General features: G+C 67.0%; 20 protein-coding genes. 4 read left to right on the top strand and 16 right to left on the bottom strand.

The genetic code is table 11. The features are described 5' to 3' along the window. Positions 1–9 precede the first annotated feature (9 nt). The 4 genes from hypB to EVJ50_RS13275 all read right to left on the bottom strand — a co-directional run bounded on the left by hypB (position 10) and on the right by EVJ50_RS13275 (position 3485). Positions 10–714 carry a hydrogenase nickel incorporation protein HypB gene (hypB, locus tag EVJ50_RS13290; protein WP_150884513.1) on the bottom strand — a complete coding sequence of 235 codons (705 nt, stop codon included), beginning with the start codon at positions 712–714 and terminating at the stop codon, positions 10–12. A gap of 24 nt (positions 715–738) precedes the next feature. Beyond that, positions 739–1095 carry a hydrogenase maturation nickel metallochaperone HypA gene (gene hypA / locus EVJ50_RS13285; RefSeq protein WP_150884512.1) on the bottom strand — a complete coding sequence of 119 codons (357 nt, stop codon included), beginning with the start codon at positions 1093–1095 and terminating at the stop codon, positions 739–741. Continuing rightward, the gene (locus EVJ50_RS13280; RefSeq protein ID WP_150884511.1) at positions 1088–1603 is read right to left on the bottom strand and encodes a hydrogenase maturation protease; all 516 of its coding nucleotides are present in this window, start codon (positions 1601–1603) and stop codon (positions 1088–1090) included. The genes hypA and EVJ50_RS13280 overlap by 8 nt, the downstream gene beginning before the upstream one ends. A 151-nt stretch (positions 1604–1754) precedes the next feature. Beyond that, complete coding sequence (locus EVJ50_RS13275) at positions 1755–3485, bottom strand: YdiU family protein (protein WP_370455516.1); 1731 nt, start codon at positions 3483–3485, stop codon at positions 1755–1757. A 273-nt stretch (positions 3486–3758) separates the two neighbouring features. Here EVJ50_RS13275 and EVJ50_RS13270 point away from each other — a divergent pair, with 273 nt between their 5' ends. Continuing rightward, positions 3759–5378, top strand: coding sequence for an FAD-dependent oxidoreductase (locus EVJ50_RS13270; RefSeq protein ID WP_150884510.1), 1620 nt, complete (start codon positions 3759–3761; stop codon positions 5376–5378). An 88-nt stretch (positions 5379–5466) separates the two neighbouring features. Here the strand turns inward: EVJ50_RS13270 and EVJ50_RS13265 are convergent, their stop codons facing one another. From EVJ50_RS13265 to EVJ50_RS13235, 7 genes are all read right to left on the bottom strand, one after another. Further along, on the bottom strand, positions 5467–6279 hold the full coding sequence (locus EVJ50_RS13265; protein WP_150884509.1) for an HNH endonuclease: 813 nt from the start codon (positions 6277–6279) through the stop codon (positions 5467–5469). 94 nt (positions 6280–6373) lie between these two features. Continuing rightward, positions 6374–7252, bottom strand: a complete 879-nt coding sequence (locus EVJ50_RS13260; protein WP_150884508.1) for a hypothetical protein — start codon at positions 7250–7252, stop codon at positions 6374–6376. Between the two features lie 201 nt (positions 7253–7453). Then, positions 7454–8914, bottom strand: coding sequence for a Ni/Fe hydrogenase subunit alpha (locus tag EVJ50_RS13255; protein ID WP_150884507.1), 1461 nt, complete (start codon positions 8912–8914; stop codon positions 7454–7456). 51 nt (positions 8915–8965) lie between these two features. Further along, positions 8966–9514 carry an oxidoreductase gene (locus EVJ50_RS13250; protein ID WP_150884506.1) on the bottom strand — a complete coding sequence of 183 codons (549 nt, stop codon included), beginning with the start codon at positions 9512–9514 and terminating at the stop codon, positions 8966–8968. Between the two features lie 5 nt (positions 9515–9519). Further along, complete coding sequence (gene hoxU, locus EVJ50_RS13245) at positions 9520–10239, bottom strand: bidirectional hydrogenase complex protein HoxU (protein ID WP_150884505.1); 720 nt, start codon at positions 10237–10239, stop codon at positions 9520–9522. Continuing rightward, positions 10236–11855: a NuoF family protein gene (locus tag EVJ50_RS13240; protein ID WP_150884503.1), complete on the bottom strand. Its 1620-nt coding sequence runs from the start codon at positions 11853–11855 to the stop codon at positions 10236–10238. The genes hoxU and EVJ50_RS13240 overlap by 4 nt, the downstream gene beginning before the upstream one ends. Further along, complete coding sequence (locus tag EVJ50_RS13235; protein WP_150884501.1) at positions 11852–12373, bottom strand: NAD(P)H-dependent oxidoreductase subunit E; 522 nt, start codon at positions 12371–12373, stop codon at positions 11852–11854. The genes EVJ50_RS13240 and EVJ50_RS13235 overlap by 4 nt, the downstream gene beginning before the upstream one ends. 67 nt (positions 12374–12440) lie before the next feature. On the opposite strand from EVJ50_RS13235, the gene EVJ50_RS13230 reads away from it, so the two are divergent. After that, the gene (locus tag EVJ50_RS13230) at positions 12441–13448 is read left to right on the top strand and encodes a histone deacetylase (RefSeq protein WP_150884499.1); all 1008 of its coding nucleotides are present in this window, start codon (positions 12441–12443) and stop codon (positions 13446–13448) included. On the opposite strand, the gene EVJ50_RS13225 is transcribed toward EVJ50_RS13230, so the two are convergent. Further along, the gene (locus tag EVJ50_RS13225; RefSeq protein ID WP_150884497.1) at positions 13376–16228 is read right to left on the bottom strand and encodes a bifunctional acetate--CoA ligase family protein/GNAT family N-acetyltransferase; all 2853 of its coding nucleotides are present in this window, start codon (positions 16226–16228) and stop codon (positions 13376–13378) included. The genes EVJ50_RS13230 and EVJ50_RS13225 overlap by 73 nt on opposite strands. A 160-nt stretch (positions 16229–16388) precedes the next feature. Then, complete coding sequence (locus EVJ50_RS13220) at positions 16389–16610, bottom strand: hypothetical protein (RefSeq protein WP_150884495.1); 222 nt, start codon at positions 16608–16610, stop codon at positions 16389–16391. A gap of 118 nt (positions 16611–16728) precedes the next feature. Between EVJ50_RS13220 and EVJ50_RS13215 the strand changes: the two genes are divergently transcribed. Further along, positions 16729–17703 (top strand): VanW family protein, encoded by a 975-nt coding sequence (locus tag EVJ50_RS13215; RefSeq protein ID WP_150884493.1) that lies wholly within the window; start codon positions 16729–16731, stop codon positions 17701–17703. On the opposite strand, the gene EVJ50_RS13210 is transcribed toward EVJ50_RS13215, so the two are convergent. Then, positions 17695–18969: an OFA family MFS transporter gene (locus EVJ50_RS13210; protein ID WP_255452565.1), complete on the bottom strand. Its 1275-nt coding sequence runs from the start codon at positions 18967–18969 to the stop codon at positions 17695–17697. The genes EVJ50_RS13215 and EVJ50_RS13210 overlap by 9 nt on opposite strands. A 101-nt stretch (positions 18970–19070) precedes the next feature. After that, the gene (locus EVJ50_RS13205; RefSeq protein WP_150884489.1) at positions 19071–19280 is read right to left on the bottom strand and encodes a hypothetical protein; all 210 of its coding nucleotides are present in this window, start codon (positions 19278–19280) and stop codon (positions 19071–19073) included. Positions 19281–19353: 73 nt separating this feature from the next. On the opposite strand from EVJ50_RS13205, the gene EVJ50_RS13200 reads away from it, so the two are divergent. Further along, positions 19354–19626, top strand: a complete 273-nt coding sequence (locus tag EVJ50_RS13200; protein WP_150884487.1) for a DUF4090 family protein — start codon at positions 19354–19356, stop codon at positions 19624–19626. Positions 19627–19643: 17 nt separating this feature from the next. Here the strand turns inward: EVJ50_RS13200 and EVJ50_RS13195 are convergent, their stop codons facing one another. After that, positions 19644–19979, bottom strand: coding sequence for a helix-turn-helix domain-containing protein (locus EVJ50_RS13195; RefSeq protein WP_150884485.1), 336 nt, complete (start codon positions 19977–19979; stop codon positions 19644–19646). Positions 19980–20039: the final 60 nt, after the last annotated feature.

Genomic DNA, 20039 nt, shown 5'->3' with positions numbered 1-20039 from the left:
GGGCTCCGCTCAGCGCACGGCCAGGGCCCGGGCCGTGATCGCCTCCCGCAGCTCGGCCATGCCCGCACCGGTTCGGGCCGATCCTTCGAGAATGCGGGCGGTGGGCGCCACCTGAGCGATGTGGCGGCGGGCGTGGGGGCGATCGAACGCCACCGCCTCCGCCAGATCGATCTTGTTGATCAGCACCAGATCGGCGCTGTGGAACATGGCCGGGTACTTCAGGGGCTTGTCCTCCCCTTCGGTCACCGCCAGCAGCACCAGCCGCAGGCTTTCGCCCAGGTCGTAGGCGGCCGGGCAGACCAGGTTGCCCACGTTCTCGATCACCAGCAGCCCCAGGCTGCCCAGATCGAGCTGCTCCAGCGCCGGCTCCAGCATCGACGCCTCCAGGTGACAAGCCTGGCCGGTGGTGATCTGCACCGCGTCGATGCCGGCGGCCCGCAGACGGCGGGCGTCGTTGTCGGTGGCCAGATCGCCCACGATCACCCCGAGCCGGCCAGGGCCGGTCCAGTCGCGACCCAGCCGTTCCAGCAGGGCCGTCTTGCCCGAACCGGGAGAGGAGAGCAGGTTGATCACCGGCAGCCCGGCCGCCTCGAAGCGCAGGCGCAGGGCGGCGGCGTGGGCGTCGTTGCGGGACAGCAGGGCCCTGCCGAGCTCCAGGCGCTGGGGTGACGGGGCCGGCGCGGCGATCACGCCGCAGTTGCAGGTGGTGCACATCGCAGCGGTCCTCTCGGCGGGGAGTCAGCGGGGAGCGGGATCGTCCAGCTCGATGGAGGCCAGCTGCAGTTCGCGGCCGCGCAGGAGCTGGCGGCTGATGGCCCCGCAGCGGGGGCACTCACACACTCCATCCTGAGCAGGAAACGGCGTCCGGCAACTGCCGCAGAAACACTCGGCGGCCACCGTCTCGATCTCCAGACGCGCCCCCGCGGCCGCTGTGCCGGCCATCACCACGCTGAAGGCGAGCGTGAGGGCATCCACCTCCACGCCCGCCAGGCTGCCGATCCGCAGCGCGATGGCCGTGATGCAACCGCCGCCATGCTGCTCGGCCTGCTCGAGCACCTGGTCGCGCACCGCCTCCATCAGGCTCAGCTCATGCATGGCCGCCCCTCGCGTTACCGGCCACCACGCAGCCCTCCTGCAGCCAGCGCTGCAGCAGATCGCGCGCCACCGGCAGGGAGTACTCCAACCGGGCCGAGAACTCCGTGCCGTGGGCGAAGGCATGGCCGGGAACCCGCAGCCAGGCCGCGGCTGGAGCCCGTCCGTAGAGCGCCGCGCTGATCGCCAGCAGCTGGGGGGGCTCGAGCCGGTGGCTGACGCCATCGACGCCACCGCATGCGCCAGCCGGGAGCGGGTCGAGCCGGGGCTCCGGGACCGGGGCCTCCACATGCGCATGGGCATCCGACGGGTCCGGCGGCGCCAACCAGGCATCGATGAACAGCACCCGCTGCAGCGGCGCCAGCTCGGCAGCGAGTTCCGGCGTGAGCTGGTGCACGCTGCGCCCGCCCGCCTCCTCGGCGAGGAGCGCCCCCACACCGTCGTCGCCGCGCAGGGGATTGCCGATCCCGATCACAAGAGCAGCCGGGCCAGAGCGCTGTGGCGTCGCCATGAGATCAGGCTGGGAAGCAGCCAGGGCGTGTGCACATCAGCGTGATGAAGTGAAAACTTGGAGCGCCCTCCTCGCGCAGTGAGCAGGAATCAGCCCAGAAGCAGCCGTGTCGGCCGCGGGCAGCAGATGCTGGCTCAGACGCTGAATCCGCTCAGGAGGAACAGCTGTAGTGCGACACACCGCCCGCATTGAAGAAGCGGCGCGGCCTGCGTCGGTAGTAGGTGTCTTCGATCTCCTTGGATTGCTCGTCGTAGGGGCGACTCAGCACCTCCTGCAGCTCCCGGACCAGGGTGAAGTCCCCCTCCATCGCCTGCTCGTAGGCGGGCACCACCAACCACTCACGCCAGGTGTACTTGGGATTCACCTGCAGCATCGCGGCGGACACATCGGCTGCGGAAGCACTCTTCAGCACCTGATGGCGCCAGCTGCTGAGCCACTCCTGCCACTCCTGGCTGAGCGGCTCAGAGGGCGGCAGGTAAAAACTCTCCTTCAGAGCCGAAACCGACTCCGGGATGCGGGAGAGTTCGCGGAAGAAGATGGTGAAATCCACCTTGGTGTGGGCCATCAGCTGCAGCAGGCGATGCACGAGCTTGCTGTTCACCTCGGGCAGTCCCAGCTTGGCGGCCCACATGCGATCAACCCGCTCGTGCATGGCATCGTCAAAGCCGAGGCGGATCTGATCGAATTCCTCACACAGCGGCGAGGCATCGTCGATCAGGGGCTTCAGGGCCGACCAGAACATGTGGTAGTTGGCTTCCGCCGCCACCGGCTGGTTGAAGAAGGAGAAGTGGTCACCCCCACCGACCCAGGGCTGGAAGCCGGGATCGAAGAGCTCGCAGAAGCCGAATGGGCCGTAGTCGAGCGTGAAGCCACCGGCGGCACAGTTGTCGCTGTTGAAGTTGCCCTGGCAATACCCCACCCGGAGCCAGTCGGCCACCAGGGCCGTCAGGCGATCGCGGAAGCAGCGGGCCAGGGCCACCACCTGCTCAGGGAAGGTCAGCGCGGGATCGATCTCGCGGCGGTATTCCCTGTCGATCAGATGGGAAACGATCATCCGCAGCTCCTTCAGGGCCTGCGGCTGCGAGCCGCCGCGACTGCGACGCGCGAAGAGCTCAAGCTGGCCGACGCGCAGAAACGATGGGGCGACGCGGGTGGAGATCGCCGCTGGGTTTTCCACAAGGATGTCGGGGTCGGAGGCCCGGGAATCCTCCGAGTACCAGGGCCGCATCACCGTCTCCAGGCCGGACACGTACAGCGTCAGCGACCGCGATGTGGGCACGCCCAGGGCATGCATGTGCTCCTGAGCCAGGAACTCCCGCACGCTGGAGCGAAGCACGGCGCGCCCATCGGCACCGCGGCAGTAAGGGGTGGGGCCGCCACCCTTGAGTTGCAGTTCCCAGCGCTGCCCGTTGAACAGCCCCTCAAAGACCGAGATCGCCCGGCCATCGCCGTAGCCATTGCCGGTGCCGAAGGGACACTGGCGCGTGTACTCCGTGCCGTAGATCGACAGGGCATAGCCTGTGGCCCAGCCCACGGGGCGCATCGGCGCCACCGCGGCGCTGAGGTCACCGGAGAAGATGCGGCGGAAGCGATCATCGAACGCCAGCTCATTGCTCAGGCCGAGTTCACTGAACAGGGAAGAGCTGTGGGCTACATAGGTGGATGCCGGCAGCGGCGTGGGCTTCACCGGCACGAAGTGACCAGAAAACACCTGGCGGGGATGATGATCGATGCCGTCGTCACTCGCATCCGGATCGGCGTTGAGAGACTCCATCAGGGAGTAATCGGCCGCCTGAGCAAACTCCTCAACACTGGAGATGCGCGCCTGTTCCGACGTCGCCGGCGAAGGAGGCAGCGTGGCCGTCTGCTCTGTGCTGGACATCGAAACGGCAGCTATCGATCGTGAAAAGCCATCGTAATGGCGTGGCCACAAGACGTGTCGCCGCCAGCGACGCCCCGGACGGGGCAGGGGAAGGACGGTGTCCGTCCTCAATCGGTTGCGGAACCCACCACCCGATTCCGACCGGCTCGCCTGGCGCTGGAAAGCGCCCGATCCGCTCTGGCCAGCTGTGTGTGCAGACAGACCACCAGAAACGCATCCGTGGAATCAGGGCGAACGTGACACCAGCTAGAACGATCATTGCCAGAGCACTCCATGACCTCCAGCAGCCCATCGCATGTGGTCGTGATCGGAGCCGGCTGGGCGGGCTGGGGCGCCGCCAAGGCCCTCTGCGAGGCGGGGGTTCGCGTGACCCTGGTTGATGGGATGGCCGATCCGACCGGCCGCCAGCCAGTCACAACCGCAAGCGGCAAGCCCTTCGAGGCGGGAACCAGAGGGTTCTGGAAGGACTATCCCAACATCAATGCCCTCACCGACGAACTGGGGCTGGACGGCATCTTCACGGACTTCACCAGCAGCGCGTTCTGGTCTCCCGATGGGCTGGAAGCCACTGCTCCTGTGTTCGGGGCCTCACCGCAGTGGCCCAGTCCCCTGGGCCAGATGGTGGCCACGATCGAACACTTCAAGCGCCTCCCGATTCAGGATCGCCTCACCATCGCCGGGCTTCTCTACGCGATGCTCGATCTGTACCGGAGCGAGGAGGTCTTCGAGGACTACGACGCGCTGACGGCACAGTCGCTCTTCACCAGGCTGGGCATCAGTGAACGACTGATCAATGATTTCCTCAGGCCAACCCTGCTGGTGGGCCTGTTCAAGCCACCCGAAGAGCTCTCAGCCGCGGTGACGATGGAGCTCCTCTACTACTACGCCCTGGCCCATCAGGACTCGTTCGATGTCCGCTGGATCCGATCGAAGAGCATTGCGGAACACCTGTTTCAACCCCTGAGCCAGAGGCTGATCGCACAGCATCAGCTCCGGGTGCTGGGAGGAACCCTGGTGACCCGGCTGAACGTTTCCCCGGCGACGAAGGCCATCACCTCGGTTGAGCTGAAGAACACGACCACCAACGAAGTCGAGAGCCTGGATGATGTGGACGCCGTGGTGCTGGCCGTGGGAGCCAAAGGCCTCCGGTCGCTGCTGGCTGAATCACCGGACTGCAGCGCGGCGGTGCCCGAGCTGAGCGCTGCCGCATCGCTCGGCTCGATCGATGTCGTGTCCACGCGCCTGTGGCTGGACCGCTACGTGCCGGTCGCCCACCCGGCCAATGTGTTCTCGCGCTTTGAATCGCTTGAGGGAGCAGGCGGCACCTTCTTCATGCTCGACCAGCTGCAGAAGGGATGGGAGCGAGAGCTCTGGGGCGGCGATGAACCCCAGGGTTCCGTGATCGCCAGCGACTTCTACAACACAACGACAATTGCAACGCTGAGCGATGAGGCCATCATCGATCGACTGATGCACAACCTGCTGCCCACGGCCCATCCAGACTTCCGGGCTGCCAGGGTGCTGGATTCCGAGGTCCGCCGCTATCCAGGCTCGGTGTCGCTCTTCTCGCCCGGCAGTTTCCACAAGCGGCCGCCGCTGGAGAGCTCAGCAGAGACGATCGTCTGCGCCGGTGACTGGGTGCGGATGGGCGAGCGGGAACATGGCGCCAAAGGCCTGTGTCAGGAACGCGCCTATGTGTGCGGCCTGGAAGCGGCCAACTCCCTGATCCGGCGCGGGATCGTCAGCGGCACGGGCACAACGGTCTCCGCTCAGCATGCCGTGATCCCGATTCGCCCCGATGAACCGCAGGTGATTCTGGGCCGGGCACTGAACAAGCTGGTGATGGATCCGATTGAGGCTTTGGGGCTGAAGCTGCCTTGGTTGGACGATTAAAGCCTGAGCTCACCAGTCGTCAAGGTGACGAAGGCTTTCCGGCAACTAAACCGCCTAGAGGGTCAAATACACCCTGCTGCGCGATTGGCTAGTCGCGGCCTTCCCCACCGCAACTTATAATCAAGGATTTCAGTTCTTTAATCGACAGGACTGACTTCCCGCGATGAAGCATTGCATGGCAGTTTGGACAAACCGGGCGAAGGTCGATAATAGGATCAACTTTGTATTCCTCCCCAATCTCTAACAAAGGCTTTAAATGATGCACGTGGATATAGCCCTTTCCTAGTTCGCCATAAAAGCTCTGAAAATGGAAGCCACAAACACTGCAACTATGCCCCCATCTGCCGATGCACCTGTCCCTTGCTCTTGGATCTCGCTCATAGGCATTGACTGTGACCTGCTTCTTGGTTCCCTCTGAATAAGTCAATCCCTCAAGCAGCTCATCTGCATATGGAAGGGAATAGTCTCCGCACCTCTCCGACCATAGTCGTTCAATCTGTACCGCGACATCAAGTGGTATGGATTTCCCTGATCCCTGAGACCGCCACAAAGACGGATGAAACCGCTTAAACTCGTCAGGAGTGATCTTAATTCCAGAGGTCGGATCGAATAACCGATCAAAGCGCACCATGACGTAGTTGGCCTTCTTTCCCTCAAGCCGCTTAGCTTCGTTGTAATGGTCATCGGCAAACGGCTCGCGAACAACTTCCCCTGAACCGAATAAGCCCGTTAATCCAGACCCCTGACGCATCAGGAAGAACCGGGAGCCATTAGGAATATTCTTCGTGCCGCCGCAACTCCACCGCTGCTCGTTCTGGCCGGAACGAAACTCACTGATGTACTCATCAAGTTTCTCTTCGGCCCATTCGGATGGTTTCCAGGTCAGGAGGTATGCACTCATGGTTTAGTAGCTGACAAGACTTAAGCTCAGCGGCGGGAAGCAGCTCAAGGCGGCAGTCATCGCGCATGTCAGCCCCGCTCGCCGAATCTCGATGCTAGATCCCGCACTTGGCAATTTCATCTCTAACATCCACACCAAGTACCAGCTTAAGAGAGACAATCTGCGGTGGAATCAAACCTCCAAGCACAAGAATTGATGAGCATTCTCTTCGCCCTTGCTTCATGGCTTCTTCGGCACGCAACACCGCCTCATATTTCACGCACTGGAAGACCCCTCTTACCAAATCTGCTAGTGACGCGCCTTCAGGCTTGATTTCAACTGCGATTTGGTGTCGATCATCCGAGAACACGATGTCTACTCGATCTGCAGAGTAAAGAGAGAACTCCATCTTGCCTTTGCCAAGCGATTGAGGGAGGCCGAGCCACTCAGGGTGACCAGCAACGGCAATCTTGAGGCGGCGGTGCTCATCGCCTTCTCCCTCGTCATGTCCAGTTGTGGAGAATATTTCGCTGACACCTGGCAGGCCATCACTTAATGGGGGTAGCGGGCTTAAATCGTAGGCCCTCAGCACCTCATCCCAACGATTGAACTCGTAAACCTCGAACAGCATCGTATCCACAATCTGCCTGCGTACTGAATTAGCTGCAGCCTTGAACCTTGCTGCATCAGGCGCAAACCATGAGATCCCATCTCCTGGCAAGCCAGAGGCTTTGCTTACAACTAAAGCTTGAATCGGCGGCACTTTGCATCCCCACTTGCTTGCAAGCGCCAGCATTTCATTCCCAATTGCACCTAGCGGCCAGTTCAGCGTGCGGGGGTTTGAGATCCTTAGCTCAGACGCGAGCTGACTGTAGAGAATTGTTTGTCTGGCCTTGGCCTGCCTGACGAGAATTGGTAGCGCTTGTCGAGCGCGCCTTTGGTAGAGCTTGTTACCAACAAGCCCTCCGACTGAAGCCTCGCCTGTTTCGCTCACAAGTATTCCTCACGAAGATCGCACAAGCACTAGCCGGATCCGTCGATTACCGACTGAGGCGATGCTCTGACACCCTAAGACTCCCGAGTGAGTCGCGGCCCTTGATCAAAGAGGCTGTGCTTTATCAGCGGCTCAGCCCAGCACCTCACACAAGCGCTGCTCTTGGACGGATGTGCGAACCACCAAGCCCCCCTGCCACCCTCACTCCCGCATCCGCTCCGCCAGCAGCGCACCGCCGGCATCGCGCAGCTCGATGTGGAGCGGCATCTGGCCGGCGGCGTGGGTGCTGCAGGACAGGCAGGGATCGAAGCAGCGGATGCCGGCTTCCACCCGGTTGAGCAGGGGCTCGGGGATCTCGGCATCGGCGGCCACGGGCTCGTTGATGAATTCGCGGGCGATCTGGGCCACGGTGCGGTTCATCGCCAGGTTGTTCTGGCCGGTGGCGATGATCAGATTCACCCGAGTGATCAGGCCGTTGTCGTCGACGCGGTAGTGGTGAAACAGGGTGCCGCGCGGTGCTTCGCTCACGCCCACCGCCTCGTTGGCATTGAGTGAGGCGCTGGCACGGATGCGGTCGGTCATCAGGCTGTCGTCCGCCACCAGCTGCTCGATGCCCTCCAGGCAGGCCACGATCTCCACCAGCCGGGCGTGGTGGAAGGCGAACGACGACGTGACGATGCGGCCGCCGCTGGCCTCCGTGCCGCTGCGCTGGCGGAACTCCTTCAGTTCGGCATCGGCCCATGGGCTGCCGATCGACTCGCACACGTTGAGCCGCGCCAGCGGCCCCACCCGGTAGATCCCCGCCGGGTAGCCCATCGGTTTGTAGTAGGGGAACTTGAGATAGCTCCACTCCTCCACCGCCTCACCGAGGTAATCGGCGTAGTCGTCCTCCGAGAGGCCATCGGCCACGATCCGGCCCTCGCTGTCCACGAAGCGGATCAGGCCGTCGATGCACTCCCAGCGGCCGCCGGGCCCCACCAGCCCCATGAACAGGGAGGGGAAGTCGCCGAAGCAGCGCTGTTCGTGCTGCAGCGGCCCGTCGAGCAGGCCCTTGAACAGCTCCAGCGCCGTGGTGATCGTGGCCTTCGCCTCCGGCAGCCGCTCCAGAATCCAGGCCCGGGCCTCGGCGCTGAGATGCGAGCGCACCCCACCGGGCACTGCCCAGGCCGAATGGATCTTGCGCCCTCCCAGCAGCTCGAGGATCTGCTGGCCGAACTGACGAAGGCGGATGCCGGCGCGGGCCAGATCGGGATCGGCCGCCATCAGGCCGAACACGTTGCGGCGGGCCGGATCGCTCTCCCAGCCCAGCAGGAAATCGGGGCTGCTGAGATGAAAGAACGACAGGGCGTGGCTCTGGCAGAGCTGGGCCAGGTTGAGCAGCCGCCGCAGCTTGCGGGCCGCCGGTGGCGGCTGCACCGCCAGCAGCTTGTCGCCGGTCTTGGCGGCGGCCAGCAGATGGCTCACCGGGCAGATGCCGCAGATGCGGGCCGTGATGCCCGCCATCTCGGTGAAGGGCCGCCCCTCGCAGAACTTCTCGAAGCCGCGGTACTCCACCACGTGGAAGCGGGCATCGTCCAGGCGCCCGTCCTCGCCGAGATGGAGGGTGATCTTGGCGTGACCCTCGATGCGGGTCACCGGATCGATCACAACGGTGCGGGCCATGGGGATCGCGGGAGAACGGAACGGGCGCTGGAACGAGGGGGCGGCGCAGCCTCAGCCGAAGCGGAGCATGTCGGCCCCCTCCATGGCGGGCCGCTGCCCCGCCAGCAGCGGAGCGATGGCCTCACGGATGCGGTCGGCGGGAGGCGGGCAGCCCGGCAGATAGACATCCACCGGGATCACCGCATGCAGCGGCAGCACCCGCTCGAGCAGCTCGGGAACCACGCCGGGGGAGTGGGGCAGGCGGGCCGTGTCGTCGGCCAGCTCGAGGTAGCTGCGCCGCAGCACGTCCTCCGGACTGGCGAGCAGATTGCGCAGGCCGGGCACATTGGCACTGATGGCGCAATCGCCGAAGGAGATCACCGTGCTGGTGCGCTCGCGCACGATCCGCGCCAGCTCCAGGTTCTCCTCATTGGCCACGGCACCCTCCACCAGGGCCACATCCACCCCCTCGGGGTAGGTCTTCAGGTCGCTGGCAACGGGCGAGAACACCACATCCACCTTCTCGGCCAGATCGAAGAGGAACTCATCGAGATCGAGGAAGGACATGTGGCAGCCGGAGCAGCCGGCGAGCCAGACGGTGGCGAGACGGATCTTGGGCATGGCGGTCACTGGTTGAGCCAGACGTGCTGCTCGCGGGCCGATCGCAGCAGTTCGGGCCAGTTGCGATGGGGGCGCTTCTCGGCGGTGGTGTCCTCCCGGCGCACGATGGCGCCGGTGGGGCACACCTCCACACACTTGCCGCAGGAGGTGCAGGCCTCCACCTCCCCCCAGGGCTGATCGAGCCCGGCGATGATGCTGCAGCTGCCGCCGCGGCTGGCCACATCCCAGACGTGAGCGCCCTCGATCTCGTCGCAGACCCGCACGCAGCGCGTGCAGAGGATGCAGCGGTGGTGGTCGATCGTGAACTGGGGATGGGAGGCATCCACCTGCCGCTGCGGGTAGCGGTACGGGTAGCGGCTGTGGTCCATGCCCACCTCGGTGGCCACGTTCTGCAGCTCGCAGGCCCCGTTGGCCACGCAGAAGGCACACACGTGGTTGCCCTCCGCGAAGAACAGCTCCACGGCCATGCGGCGGTAGGCCTGCAGCTCGGGGGTGTGGGTGGCGATGGCCATGCCCTCGCTGGCCTCGGTGGTGCAGGCGGGGAAGAGGCGGCCGGTGCCCTCCTGCTCCACCAGGCAGAGGCGGCAGGCGCCAACGGGGGTGAGCCCCTCCAGATGGCAGAGGGCGGGAACGGAGGCGCCGGCGGCCTTGATCGCTCCCATCAGGGAGGTGCCGGCGGGAACGGCCACCTCCTGGCCGTTCACGGTGAGGGTGACGACGCTCATGACGCGGAACCTCCCTGTGACGGGACGCCGCCGGCGGCTTCGTACTCGGCGCGGAAGAAGCGCAGGGTGCTCAGCACCGGATTGGGAGCCGCCTGACCGAGGCCGCAGAGGCTGGTGGCGCGCACCATGCCGCAGAGCTCCTCCAGCCGCTCCAGATCGCCCGGACCGGCGCGGTGATCGGCGAAGCCGTTGAGCAGCTCCAGCATCTGCACCGTGCCGGCCCGGCAGGGCAGGCACTTGCCGCAGCTCTCGTTGACGCTGAAGCGCATGAAGTGGCGCGCCACATCCGGCATGGAGGTGGTCTGGCTCATCACCACCATCCCGCCGGAGCCCATCATCGAACCGAGCGCCTTGAGGCTCTCGTAATCCACCGGGGTGTCCAGCTCGGAGGCGGGGATGCAGCCGCCGGAGGGTCCACCGGTCTGCACCGCCTTCACCGAGGTGCCGTCGGTGACGCCGCCGCCCATCTCCTCCACCACCGTGCGCAGGGGGATGCCCATCGGCACCTCCACCAGGCCGGTGTTGTGGATGGCGCCGGAGAGGGCGAACACCTTGGTGCCTTTGCTGCCCTCGGTGCCCATGGCGGCATACCAGTCGCCGCCCTCCCGCAGGATTACGGGAATGGAGGTGAAGGTCTCCACGTTGTTGATCAGGGTCGGCGCCCCCCAGAGGCCCGACTGGGCCGGGTAGGGCGGCCGCGGGCGCGGCTGGCCGCGCTGACCCTGGATCGACTGGAGCAGGGCGGTCTCCTCACCGCACACGTAGGCCCCGGCGCCCACCCGGATGTCGATCTGGAGATTGAAGCGGCTGCCGCAGATGGCATGGCCGAGGAAGTGCTTCTGGCGGGCCTGGCGGATGGCCAGCTGCAGGCGCTCGATCGCCAGGGGGTACTCGGCGCGCACATAGACGAAGCCCCGCTCGGCGCCCACGGCGAAGGCCGCGATCGCCATCCCCTCCAGCAGCCGGTGGGGGTCGCCCTCCAGCACGCTGCGGTCCATGAAGGCGCCGGGATCGCCCTCATCGGCGTTGCACACCACATAACGGGGACCCGGTGGCTGCAGGGCGACCGTGTCCCACTTCAGGCCGGTGGGGTAGCCCGCGCCGCCGCGGCCCCGCAGACCGCTGCGGCGCACCTGGTCGCGCACCTCCTCCGGGCTGAGCTGTTCGAGGCAGCGGCGCAGCTGGCCGTAGGCGCCGTGCTCCAGCGCATCGGCGATGGAGGAGGGGTCGATGCGGCCGCAGGTCTCCAGCACCACGGGCCGCTGCAGATGGAAAAAGGGGTGGGCGGGATCCAGGTGGTGCGGGGCCAGCTGATCGGCGGTGGCGGCCCGGATCGGCGAGGGGGCGGCGGGCAGGCCCGCGCCGGTGGCCCGGATCAGTTCGGCGGCCTCACTGGAGGGCACGCCGCCATAGAGAGAGCTGGCACCGGAGGTGTCGTCGCAGGCCACCAGCGGCCCGCGGCCGCACAGGCGCAGACAGCCCACCGGCTTGATCGGCAGGTCGGCGGCGCTGAGGCCCGCCGCATCGCGGGCCTCCAGCAGGGCCTGGCGCAGGGCGCCGCTGCCGGCGGAGCGGCAGCCGCTGGAATCGCAGCAGCGCAGCTGAGGAGAGGTCATGAGGCGGCTCCGCGGGTGGCCGATGGCAGATCGAGCGCATCGAGGCGGGCATCGAGGGCCTCGGGGTCCTCGGCCGGAAGCTTGGTGATCAGGTTGCCGTCGATGACGGCCACCGGCGCCTGACCGCAGGCCCCGAGGCAGCTCACGTGCTGGAGCATCCACTCCCCGCCGTCGGGCGGGGCGTCCATCGTCACCCCGAGGCGGGCCTCGAGCTGAGCCGCCAGATCGGCGCCGCCGCGCACGAAGCAGGCCGTGCCCAGGCACACGGCGCAACGGTGCCGTGCCGGGGGATCGAGGGAGAACAGGTGGTAGAAGCTGGCCACCCCGAAGACCCGGCTCAGGGGCATGCGCAGCTCCTCAGCCACCTGGCGCAGGGCCGGCTTCGGCAGGTAGCCATGCATCTCCTGCACCCGGTGCAGGACCTCGATCAGGCTGTCGGCCCGCCCGCCCTGCTGGCGGATCAGCCGGCTGATGCGCTGACGCGTGTCGGCTGGGGATTCAGGGGTACTGGTGGCCATGGGGCCCCTCGCGCTCCACTGTCGGGCTAGCCATGGGGTCAGGGAGCCGTCCATAGATGAGCACTCCATGACCTCCGCCAGCGCGGCACCGCCCACCGGGCTCCTGCTCGATGCGCGCTTCCGCGACCACCTCACCCCCGCCTGGCATCCGGAAGCGCCCGCCCGCATCGACGCGATCGCCGCCGCCCTGCGCCGCAGCGACCTGGCCGGGCGCTGCCGGCCCCTGCTGCCGCGGCCGGCGAGCGACGCGGAACTGGAGCGCTGCCACAGCCGCGAGCACGTGGCGCGGGTGGAACACGAAGCGGCCGCAGGGCGGCGCGAGCTCTCCAGCGGCGACACGCCCCTTTGCCCGGCCAGCGCGGCCGTGGCCCGGCTGGCCGCCGGCGGTGTGCTGAATGCAGTGGACGCGGTGCTCTCCGGGCAATGCCGCAACGCCTTCGCCGCGGTGCGCCCGCCCGGGCATCACGCCAGCCGCGACGTGGGCATGGGGTTCTGCCTCTACAACAACATCGCCCTGGCGGCCCGCCACGCCCAGCAGCAGCACGGCCTGGAGCGGGTGCTGATCGTGGACTGGGACGTGCACCACGGCAACGGCACCCAGGCCATCTTCTGGGACGATCCCTCGGTGCTCGTGTTCGGCACCCACCAGGAGCTGCTCTATCCGATGAGCGGCTTCCGCCGGGAGCGCGGCGCCGGCGCGGGCCTGGGCACCACGATCAACTGCCCGCTGCGGGCCGGCAGCGATGGCGCCGCGGTGCTGGCCGCTGTCCGCGAGCAGCTGCTGCCCGCCGCCGACGCCTTCGCGCCGCAGCTGGTGCTGATCTCAGCCGGGTTCGATGCCGCCGCGGCCGACCCGCTGGCCGATTTCCAGCTCACGGCGGCCGATTTCGGGGCCCTGAGCCGGCTGGTGCTGGAGCTGGCGGAGCGGCTGAGCGGCGGCCGCCTGCTCTCGGTGCTGGAGGGGGGCTATCACCTGCCGAGCCTGGCGGCGGCGGTGGAGGCTCACGTGGCGGAGCTGGTGGCGGCCGCGGATGCGGCCTCGGGCGCGGCGGGAGGTTCCGCCTCCAGGTCGTAGGCGGCCAGCACCACCTCGGGAGTGCGCTGGAGGCGGAATCCGAGCTTCTCGGCGATGCGCTGCATCGGCCGGTTCTCGTGGAGGATCTCGGCGGTGATGCGGCTGAGGCCCTCGTCGCGGCCGATCTCCAGCAGCAGAGCCAGCACCCGCGTGCCAAGGCCCTGCTGCTGGTGGGGATCGCTCACCAGCAGGGCGAATTCGGCCTCATTGGTGCCGTGGCTGCGGCTGAGGCGGCCCACCGCCAGCACCTCATGCCGGCCGCTGCCGGGATCCTTGCGGTCCACCACCACCGCCATCTCCCGGTCGTAGTCGGTGAAGCAGATGCGCAGCAGCCGTTCATGGGCCGTGCGCTGGCTGAGCGACATCATGTGGAAGTAGCGCAGGTAGACGCTCTCCTCCGAGAGGGTGCGGTGGAACGCCACCAGCAGCGGCTCGTCCTCGGGGCGGATCGGCCGCACCGTGGCCACGCCGCCGTCGTTGAGGGTCAGCTGGCGCACGTACTGGCTCGGGTAGGGCCGGAAGGCCGGCCGGGGAGCCAGGCAGGTGGCCCCCTCGGTGACCTCCAGCACGATGCGGGCATCCAGCGCCATCAGGCTGGGGCTGTGATCGCCGGGGAAAGCCACCAGGGGGTTGATGTCGAGCTCGCGGATCTCCGGGTGCTCCAGCACCAGCTGGCTGATGCGCACCAGCAGCCGTTCCAGCGCCTCCAGATCGGCGGCGGCCTCGCCGCGCACCCCCTGCAGGGCCTGGTGCACCTGGGTCTGCTCCATCAGGCGCCGGGCCAGGGTGGTGTTCAGCGGTGGCAGGGCCACGGCGCTGTCGCGGTAGACCTCCACAAGGCGCCCGCCCGTGCCGAACAGGATCACCGGGCCGAACTGGGGATCGAGGCTGCTGCCCACGATCAGCTCCAGGCCGCCCTGCAGCGGCAGCATCGGCTGCACGCTCACCCCGGCGAAGGCGGCCTCACCGTGGCGCTCCAGCACCGCCTCGCGGATGCCCCTGAACGCGGCGCGCACGGCCGCCTCACCGCGCAGGTTGAGCCACACCCCCTTCACATCGCTCTTGTGGGTGACGGTGAAGGAGTGCAGCTTCAGCACCACCGGGTCGCCGAGATCCCGGGCGGCGGCCACCGCCTCCTCCTCGCTGTGGGCCAGACGGATGCTGTTCACCGGGATGCCGTAGCCGGCCAGCACCTCACTGGCCTCCCATTCGCTCAGCAGCGTGCGACCACCGGCCCGGGCCTGCTGCAGCACCTCATCGACGCGGCGGCGTTCCGGCGGACCGCCGAACTCCGATTCCGGCAGCAGGGCCGGCGTCTCGTAGAGGCCGCGCAGGTTGTAGCTGTACTGCCAGAGCCGGCAGAACAGGCGGGCGGCGGCATCGGGGAAGGCGTTGGTGGCGATGCCCGCGGCATTGAGGCGGGCCTCACCGGCGGCCACCTGGGAGCCGCCCATCCAGCAGGCCACCAGCGGCTTGGTTGCCGACCGGGCCAGCTCCAGCAGCCGCTCGGCCGTTTCCGAGGGATCGGTCATGGCCTGGGGGGTGAGGATCACCAGCAGGCCGTCGCTGGTGGCATCGGCCAGCACGATGCGCACCGCCTCGGCGTAGCGGTCCGGATCGGCGTCGCCAAGGATGTCGATCGGGTTGCCGTGGCTCCACTGCGGCGGCAGCAGGGCATCGAGCGCGGCGGTCGTGGCCGGCTCCAGCAGCGCCACCCGGCCGCCCTCCATCACAAGGGCATCGGTGGCCAGCACACCCGGGCCGCCGGCATTGGTGAGGATCGCCAGGCGCGGCCCGGCCGGCCGGCGCGGCTGCTTCGAAAGCAGCTCGGCCATGTCGAACAGATCGGAGAGGCGATCGACCCGCAGCACGCCACAGCGGCGGAAGGCGGCATCGAGCACCGCATCGCTCACCACCAGCGCCCCGGTGTGGGAGGCGGCGGCCCGGGCCGCCTCGCTGGTGCGGCCGCCCTTGATCACCACGATCGGCTTGGTGAGCGCCACCTCCCGCGCCGCCGAGAGGAAGGAGCGGGCGTCCCCGATCGACTCCATGTAGAGCACGATGCTGTGGGTCTGGGGGTCGTCGCCCAGGTAGGTGATCAGATCGCCCCAGCCCACATCGATCATCGAGCCGATCGAGGCGAAGACGCTGAAGCCCACGTTCTCCTGGGCGCTCCAGTCGAGCACCGAGGTGCACACCGCGCCGGACTGGCTGAGAAAGCCCACATGGCCGGGCTGGGCGCTGGCGCCGGCGAAGGTGGCGTTGAGCCCGAGGCGGGGGTTCATCAGCCCCAGGCAGTTGGGCCCGAGCAGGCGCATGCCGCTGCGCCGCAGGCTGTCCTTGATGCGGGCCTCGAGGGCGATGCCCTCCGGGCCGATCTCGCGGAAGCCCGCCGAGAGCACCACCGCGGCGCGCACACCCGCATCCACGCACTCCTGGATCAGATCGGGAACGGTGGCGGCGGGTGTGGCGATCACAGCCAGATCCACCGCTTCCGGGATCGCCGCGATGGAGGGGAAGGCGCGGATGCCGAGCACGCTGTGGCGCTTCGGATTCACCGGGTAGACGGTGCCACCGAAGGGATGGCTGATCAGATTCCAGAGCAGGGTGCGCCCGACGCTGCCGCGCCGCTCGGAGGCCCCGATCACCGCCACCGTGCGCGGCTCGAACAGAGCCTCCAGCGGCTGGTGCTCGCTGCGGAGGATGTCGTAAGTGCGATCGGTGATGCGCCCCGACGGCGCGGCGCTCGCTTGAAGGTCCCGATGCGACTCAGCAGCCATGGGTCCACCTCGGCAGCGGTGTGCAGGCCATGGGTCCGTGGCTCCTCGAGATCGGCGCGGGGCCCTTGCCTCCTGCAGCGTAGGAAGGCGAACTCAAAAGGAAACCAAGCAGGGAGGGGGATGTCAGCTGATCAGCTCCTGGGGTGACCACTGATGCGTGTCAGGTCACCCCGAGCCCGACCTCCTCGATGAAGCAGACGCAGCCGAGGTGGGCGCAGGGGCGCTCGTCGACGCACTGCTGCTGGAGCTCGGTGGCCTTCTCCAGGGTCATCGGCAGAGGTGGGGCGTCCGTGTGGACCTTCTTGCCGCGCCTGAGCGTGAGCCAGCGCCGTTCACCGTCCGGAGTCACGACAGCGATCCGGTAACCGGTCGGTGTGGACATGGCGCTCCCTTCCGTTGATCCAAGACTGGCCTGTCGGTTGCCGCACCGCAGCGACCACAGGCGACTCGTGCACCCGACCGTCATCTGGGGCTTGACTGGGGCGGTTCCTGTCGCCGCCATGCCCCGCCTGACCGACCGCCACCCATGGCTGTTTCAGGCGCGGGTGCACCAGAAGCGACTGGAGCGGCGCTGGCAGGACGCGCTTGGGCGCACACCCTTCGCACGCACGGGATCGAGCGAGAGCCTGGCCTGCCGGCAGACCCGGCATCAGTCGCTGTTGCGGCGGCGGCTCGGGGATTCGGACCCGCAGCTGCAGGAGAACAAGATCATCAATCTGGGCCTGGCCAATCGCCACATCGACGGGTTGATCCTCCAACCCGGTGAGGTGTTCTCCTTCTGGAGCTGCGTGGGCCGCACCACCGCCGCCAGGGGCTATGTGGACGGCATGCAGCTCTCACGCGGCGAGGTGCGCACGGGCATCGGAGGCGGCCTCTGTCAGCTGGCGAATCTCCTGTACTGGATGGCCCTCCACACGCCACTCACGGTGAGCGAGCGGCACCACCACAGCTTCGATCCCTTCCCCGACGAGCAGCGGACCCTGCCCTTCGGCAGCGGTGCCGGCGTCTTCTACAACTACATCGACCTCCGCTTCACCAACCCCACAAGCCAGCCCTTCCAGCTGCGGGTGTGGCTCACGGACCATCATCTCAAGGGCGCGATTCACACCTCGGACACCTGGCCGGTGAGCTACCACGTCTTCGAACGCCAGCACAGGTTCAGGCGGGATGGCGACCGCATCATCCGCAGCAACGAGATCTGGCGCTCCCGCATCGACAAAGCCAGCGGCAAACAACTGGGTGAGGAGTTGTTGATGCACAACCGGTCGGAGGTGAAATATGCCGTGGATCCGGCTGTGTTGATGGAATGCCAGACGGAGAGTCGATCCTCGGAAGACAGAGCGCAAGACCGAGTTGATTCGGACGAGTGGCCCGGTGTCAACGAGGCCGCAGAAGCGACCTCTGACCAAGACAACTCGGCACTGCTCGATTCCAATCCTGGCGAGGAGCAGCGCGTGGACTCCTCATCAGGCTGAGGTGCCTGGCAGCAGTTGCCGCTCACGCCGCAGGAACAACGCCGCGATGCCGCTGCCGAGAATGGCGAGGGCGGCCATCACATAGAACACGGCTCCATAACTGCCGAAGAGATCGCGCAGACGGCCGGCTAGGAGGGTGCCCACGAGGGCGCCGGCGCCGTAGGCCGTGAACACGATGCCGTAGTTCTGGGAGTAGCGCTCCGCATCGAAGAAGCGCAGCGTGATGGTGGGCGCCATGGCCAGCCATCCCCCCAGACTGAACCAGAACAGGCTGAAGGCGACGAGGTAGCTGACCACCTGGCCCGGCTGGGCGTTCACCATGAGCACACAGGCGATCAGCACCAGCCCATAGGACAGCAGCGCCACGTGATGGGGCTGGAAGCGATCACTCAGCCAGCCGAACAGAGGCCGGCTGACGCCATTGAACAGGGCGAAGAGCGACACGCTGGAGGCGGCCACAGCGGGATTGATGGCGATGATCTCCTGTCCCACCGGGCTGGAGATGCCGATCGCACTCAGCCCCACCAGCGTTCCGATCGCATAACAGCTCCAGAGGGCATAGAACGACCGCTGACGCCACAACGGCCGCGGCCGGCAGGCCGGGGCCACAGCACTCGCCTGAGGTGTTGGCTCGGTGGAACCGTCTGGCAACCAGCAGCGGGGCGGGAGACGCATCAGCAGCGACAGGGCCACGATGATCACGGCGATGGCGATGCCGAGCAGCCGAAGGGTGGGGCGTACCCCGTAGGCGGCGAGCAGCTGATTGGCCAGTGGCGCGGTGATCAGCGGCGAGAGCCCGAAGCCCACGATGGTGAGCCCCACCGCCAGACCCTTGCGGTCGGGAAACCAGCGCGACACCACCAGAATCGGCACGCCATAAACGATGCCGATGCCGGTGCCGCCGATGGCGCCGTAGCAGAACGCCAGGCTGCCGATGTCCTGAGCGAAGCTGGCCAGGATGTAACCGCAACCGATCACCAGGCCGCCGATGGCCGTGGTGCGCCTGGTGCCGACGCGGGGGATGGCGAAACCCGCAATCGGCATCACCAGCGCATAGAACACCAGAACGAGCGTGAACGGCAGCAGGCTCTGCGTTGCACTGATGGCCAGTTCCTGCTCCAGCGGCGTGCGAAAGATGCTCCAGGCATACACCGTGCCCATGCAGAGCATCACGATGAGGCCGAAGAGAATCAGCAACCAGCGCGACAGCATGGCCGAGCGGCCGAACAGCAGCACGTTGCCGGGATGAACAGACGCCGACTCCAATCGTCCTCTGAATCGCATCGTTCAGAGACTGTAGAGAGGGTGTCTGGGTGCTTCCAGGCTTCGTTGCACAAACGCCGGCAACCAGGACTGGTGGCGAGGCTTCAGTCGTCCTGCTTGAGGAAGCGGCCGGATAGACGCACCGCCAGATAGATGGCGGCGGCGGCATAGGACACGAACGTGACGGCCTGGCCGGGGGTTCCGGTGGCGTAGGCGCCCCGCTCCAGCAGCACGAAATCGGCCAGGGAGGCGGCGGTGCCCCAGAGCACCACCCACACACTCACGTACACGACGCCGCGAACGGTGCTGTTCATGGATCCCCGATGGCGACGCAAACCCTACGGCCCATGGCCGCATGGCAGGCTGACCTCTGGTCAGGGCAACGGGATGAGCATCACTGGACCCGATGGCGTGGACGCGGCCATCGCCGCCGGAATCGACCTCGATGGAACGCCGATCCCACCGGCCATGCTCAGCCTCTATCGGGAGGTGATGGCCCTGGAGGGCGCCCGCACCCGCAGCGGGGTGACCAAGTCGATGCGCAACCGCATCGTGCGCAGCGGCGCCAAGCACCTGGATCAGGCCACTCTCGATCAGCGGCTGCGCGATGCCGGCTGGGATGGGCTCAAGGCCAAGGAGATCGCCTTCTTCTACGGCTGAGCGCCCGCAGCGGATGGTCAGGCCTGTTCCGCCGTTCCCCAGGCGTGCAGGCTCTCGAGAACGGGGATCAGATCACAGCCCTTGGCCGTGAGCGAATACTCCACCTTCGGTGGCACCTCCGGGTAGACGCGGCGGTGCACCACACCGGCCTGCTCCAGATCGCGCAGCTGGCTGGCCAGCACCTTCTCACTCACGCCATTGAGGGCGCGGCGCAGGGCCGAGAAGCGCTGGATGCCGTCGGCCAGCTCACGCAGGATCTGCACCTTCCAGCGCCCCCGCATGACCTGGAGCGCGAGTTCCGCCGGGCAGTCGTCGTGCCGATGGCTGTTGAGGAAGCTGTCGGATTCAGCCATGCGAACCAAACGGTAAGGATCCCACTTTCGCGTACGGTCTTGTGCCGCGACGGAGGAATG

The sequence above is a fragment of the Synechococcus sp. RSCCF101 genome (genome assembly GCF_008807075.1).
Classification (GTDB): Bacteria; Cyanobacteriota; Cyanobacteriia; order PCC-6307; family Cyanobiaceae; genus RSCCF101.
This window is presented reverse-complemented; position numbering and strand designations above follow the sequence as displayed.

What these genes read in the sequence shown, in the direction of transcription:
- hypB (WP_150884513.1), bottom strand. Translation starts at nt 714, where the DNA reads ATGTGCACCACCTGCAACTGCGGCGTGATCGCCGCGCCGGCCCCGTCA.
- hypA (WP_150884512.1), bottom strand. Translation starts at nt 1,095, where the DNA reads ATGCATGAGCTGAGCCTGATGGAGGCGGTGCGCGACCAGGTGCTCGAG.
- EVJ50_RS13280 (WP_150884511.1), bottom strand. Translation starts at nt 1,603, where the DNA reads ATGGCGACGCCACAGCGCTCTGGCCCGGCTGCTCTTGTGATCGGGATC.
- EVJ50_RS13275 (WP_370455516.1), bottom strand. Translation starts at nt 3,485, where the DNA reads ATGTCCAGCACAGAGCAGACGGCCACGCTGCCTCCTTCGCCGGCGACG.
- EVJ50_RS13270 (WP_150884510.1), top strand. Translation starts at nt 3,759, where the DNA reads ATGACCTCCAGCAGCCCATCGCATGTGGTCGTGATCGGAGCCGGCTGG.
- EVJ50_RS13265 (WP_150884509.1), bottom strand. Translation starts at nt 6,279, where the DNA reads ATGAGTGCATACCTCCTGACCTGGAAACCATCCGAATGGGCCGAAGAG.
- EVJ50_RS13255 (WP_150884507.1), bottom strand. Translation starts at nt 8,914, where the DNA reads ATGGCCCGCACCGTTGTGATCGATCCGGTGACCCGCATCGAGGGTCAC.
- EVJ50_RS13250 (WP_150884506.1), bottom strand. Translation starts at nt 9,514, where the DNA reads ATGCCCAAGATCCGTCTCGCCACCGTCTGGCTCGCCGGCTGCTCCGGC.
- hoxU (WP_150884505.1), bottom strand. Translation starts at nt 10,239, where the DNA reads ATGAGCGTCGTCACCCTCACCGTGAACGGCCAGGAGGTGGCCGTTCCC.
- EVJ50_RS13240 (WP_150884503.1), bottom strand. Translation starts at nt 11,855, where the DNA reads ATGACCTCTCCTCAGCTGCGCTGCTGCGATTCCAGCGGCTGCCGCTCC.
- EVJ50_RS13235 (WP_150884501.1), bottom strand. Translation starts at nt 12,373, where the DNA reads ATGGCCACCAGTACCCCTGAATCCCCAGCCGACACGCGTCAGCGCATC.
- EVJ50_RS13230 (WP_150884499.1), top strand. Translation starts at nt 12,441, where the DNA reads ATGACCTCCGCCAGCGCGGCACCGCCCACCGGGCTCCTGCTCGATGCG.
- EVJ50_RS13225 (WP_150884497.1), bottom strand. Translation starts at nt 16,228, where the DNA reads ATGGCTGCTGAGTCGCATCGGGACCTTCAAGCGAGCGCCGCGCCGTCG.
- EVJ50_RS13220 (WP_150884495.1), bottom strand. Translation starts at nt 16,610, where the DNA reads ATGTCCACACCGACCGGTTACCGGATCGCTGTCGTGACTCCGGACGGT.
- EVJ50_RS13215 (WP_150884493.1), top strand. Translation starts at nt 16,729, where the DNA reads ATGCCCCGCCTGACCGACCGCCACCCATGGCTGTTTCAGGCGCGGGTG.
- EVJ50_RS13205 (WP_150884489.1), bottom strand. Translation starts at nt 19,280, where the DNA reads ATGAACAGCACCGTTCGCGGCGTCGTGTACGTGAGTGTGTGGGTGGTG.
- EVJ50_RS13200 (WP_150884487.1), top strand. Translation starts at nt 19,354, where the DNA reads ATGAGCATCACTGGACCCGATGGCGTGGACGCGGCCATCGCCGCCGGA.
- EVJ50_RS13195 (WP_150884485.1), bottom strand. Translation starts at nt 19,979, where the DNA reads ATGGCTGAATCCGACAGCTTCCTCAACAGCCATCGGCACGACGACTGC.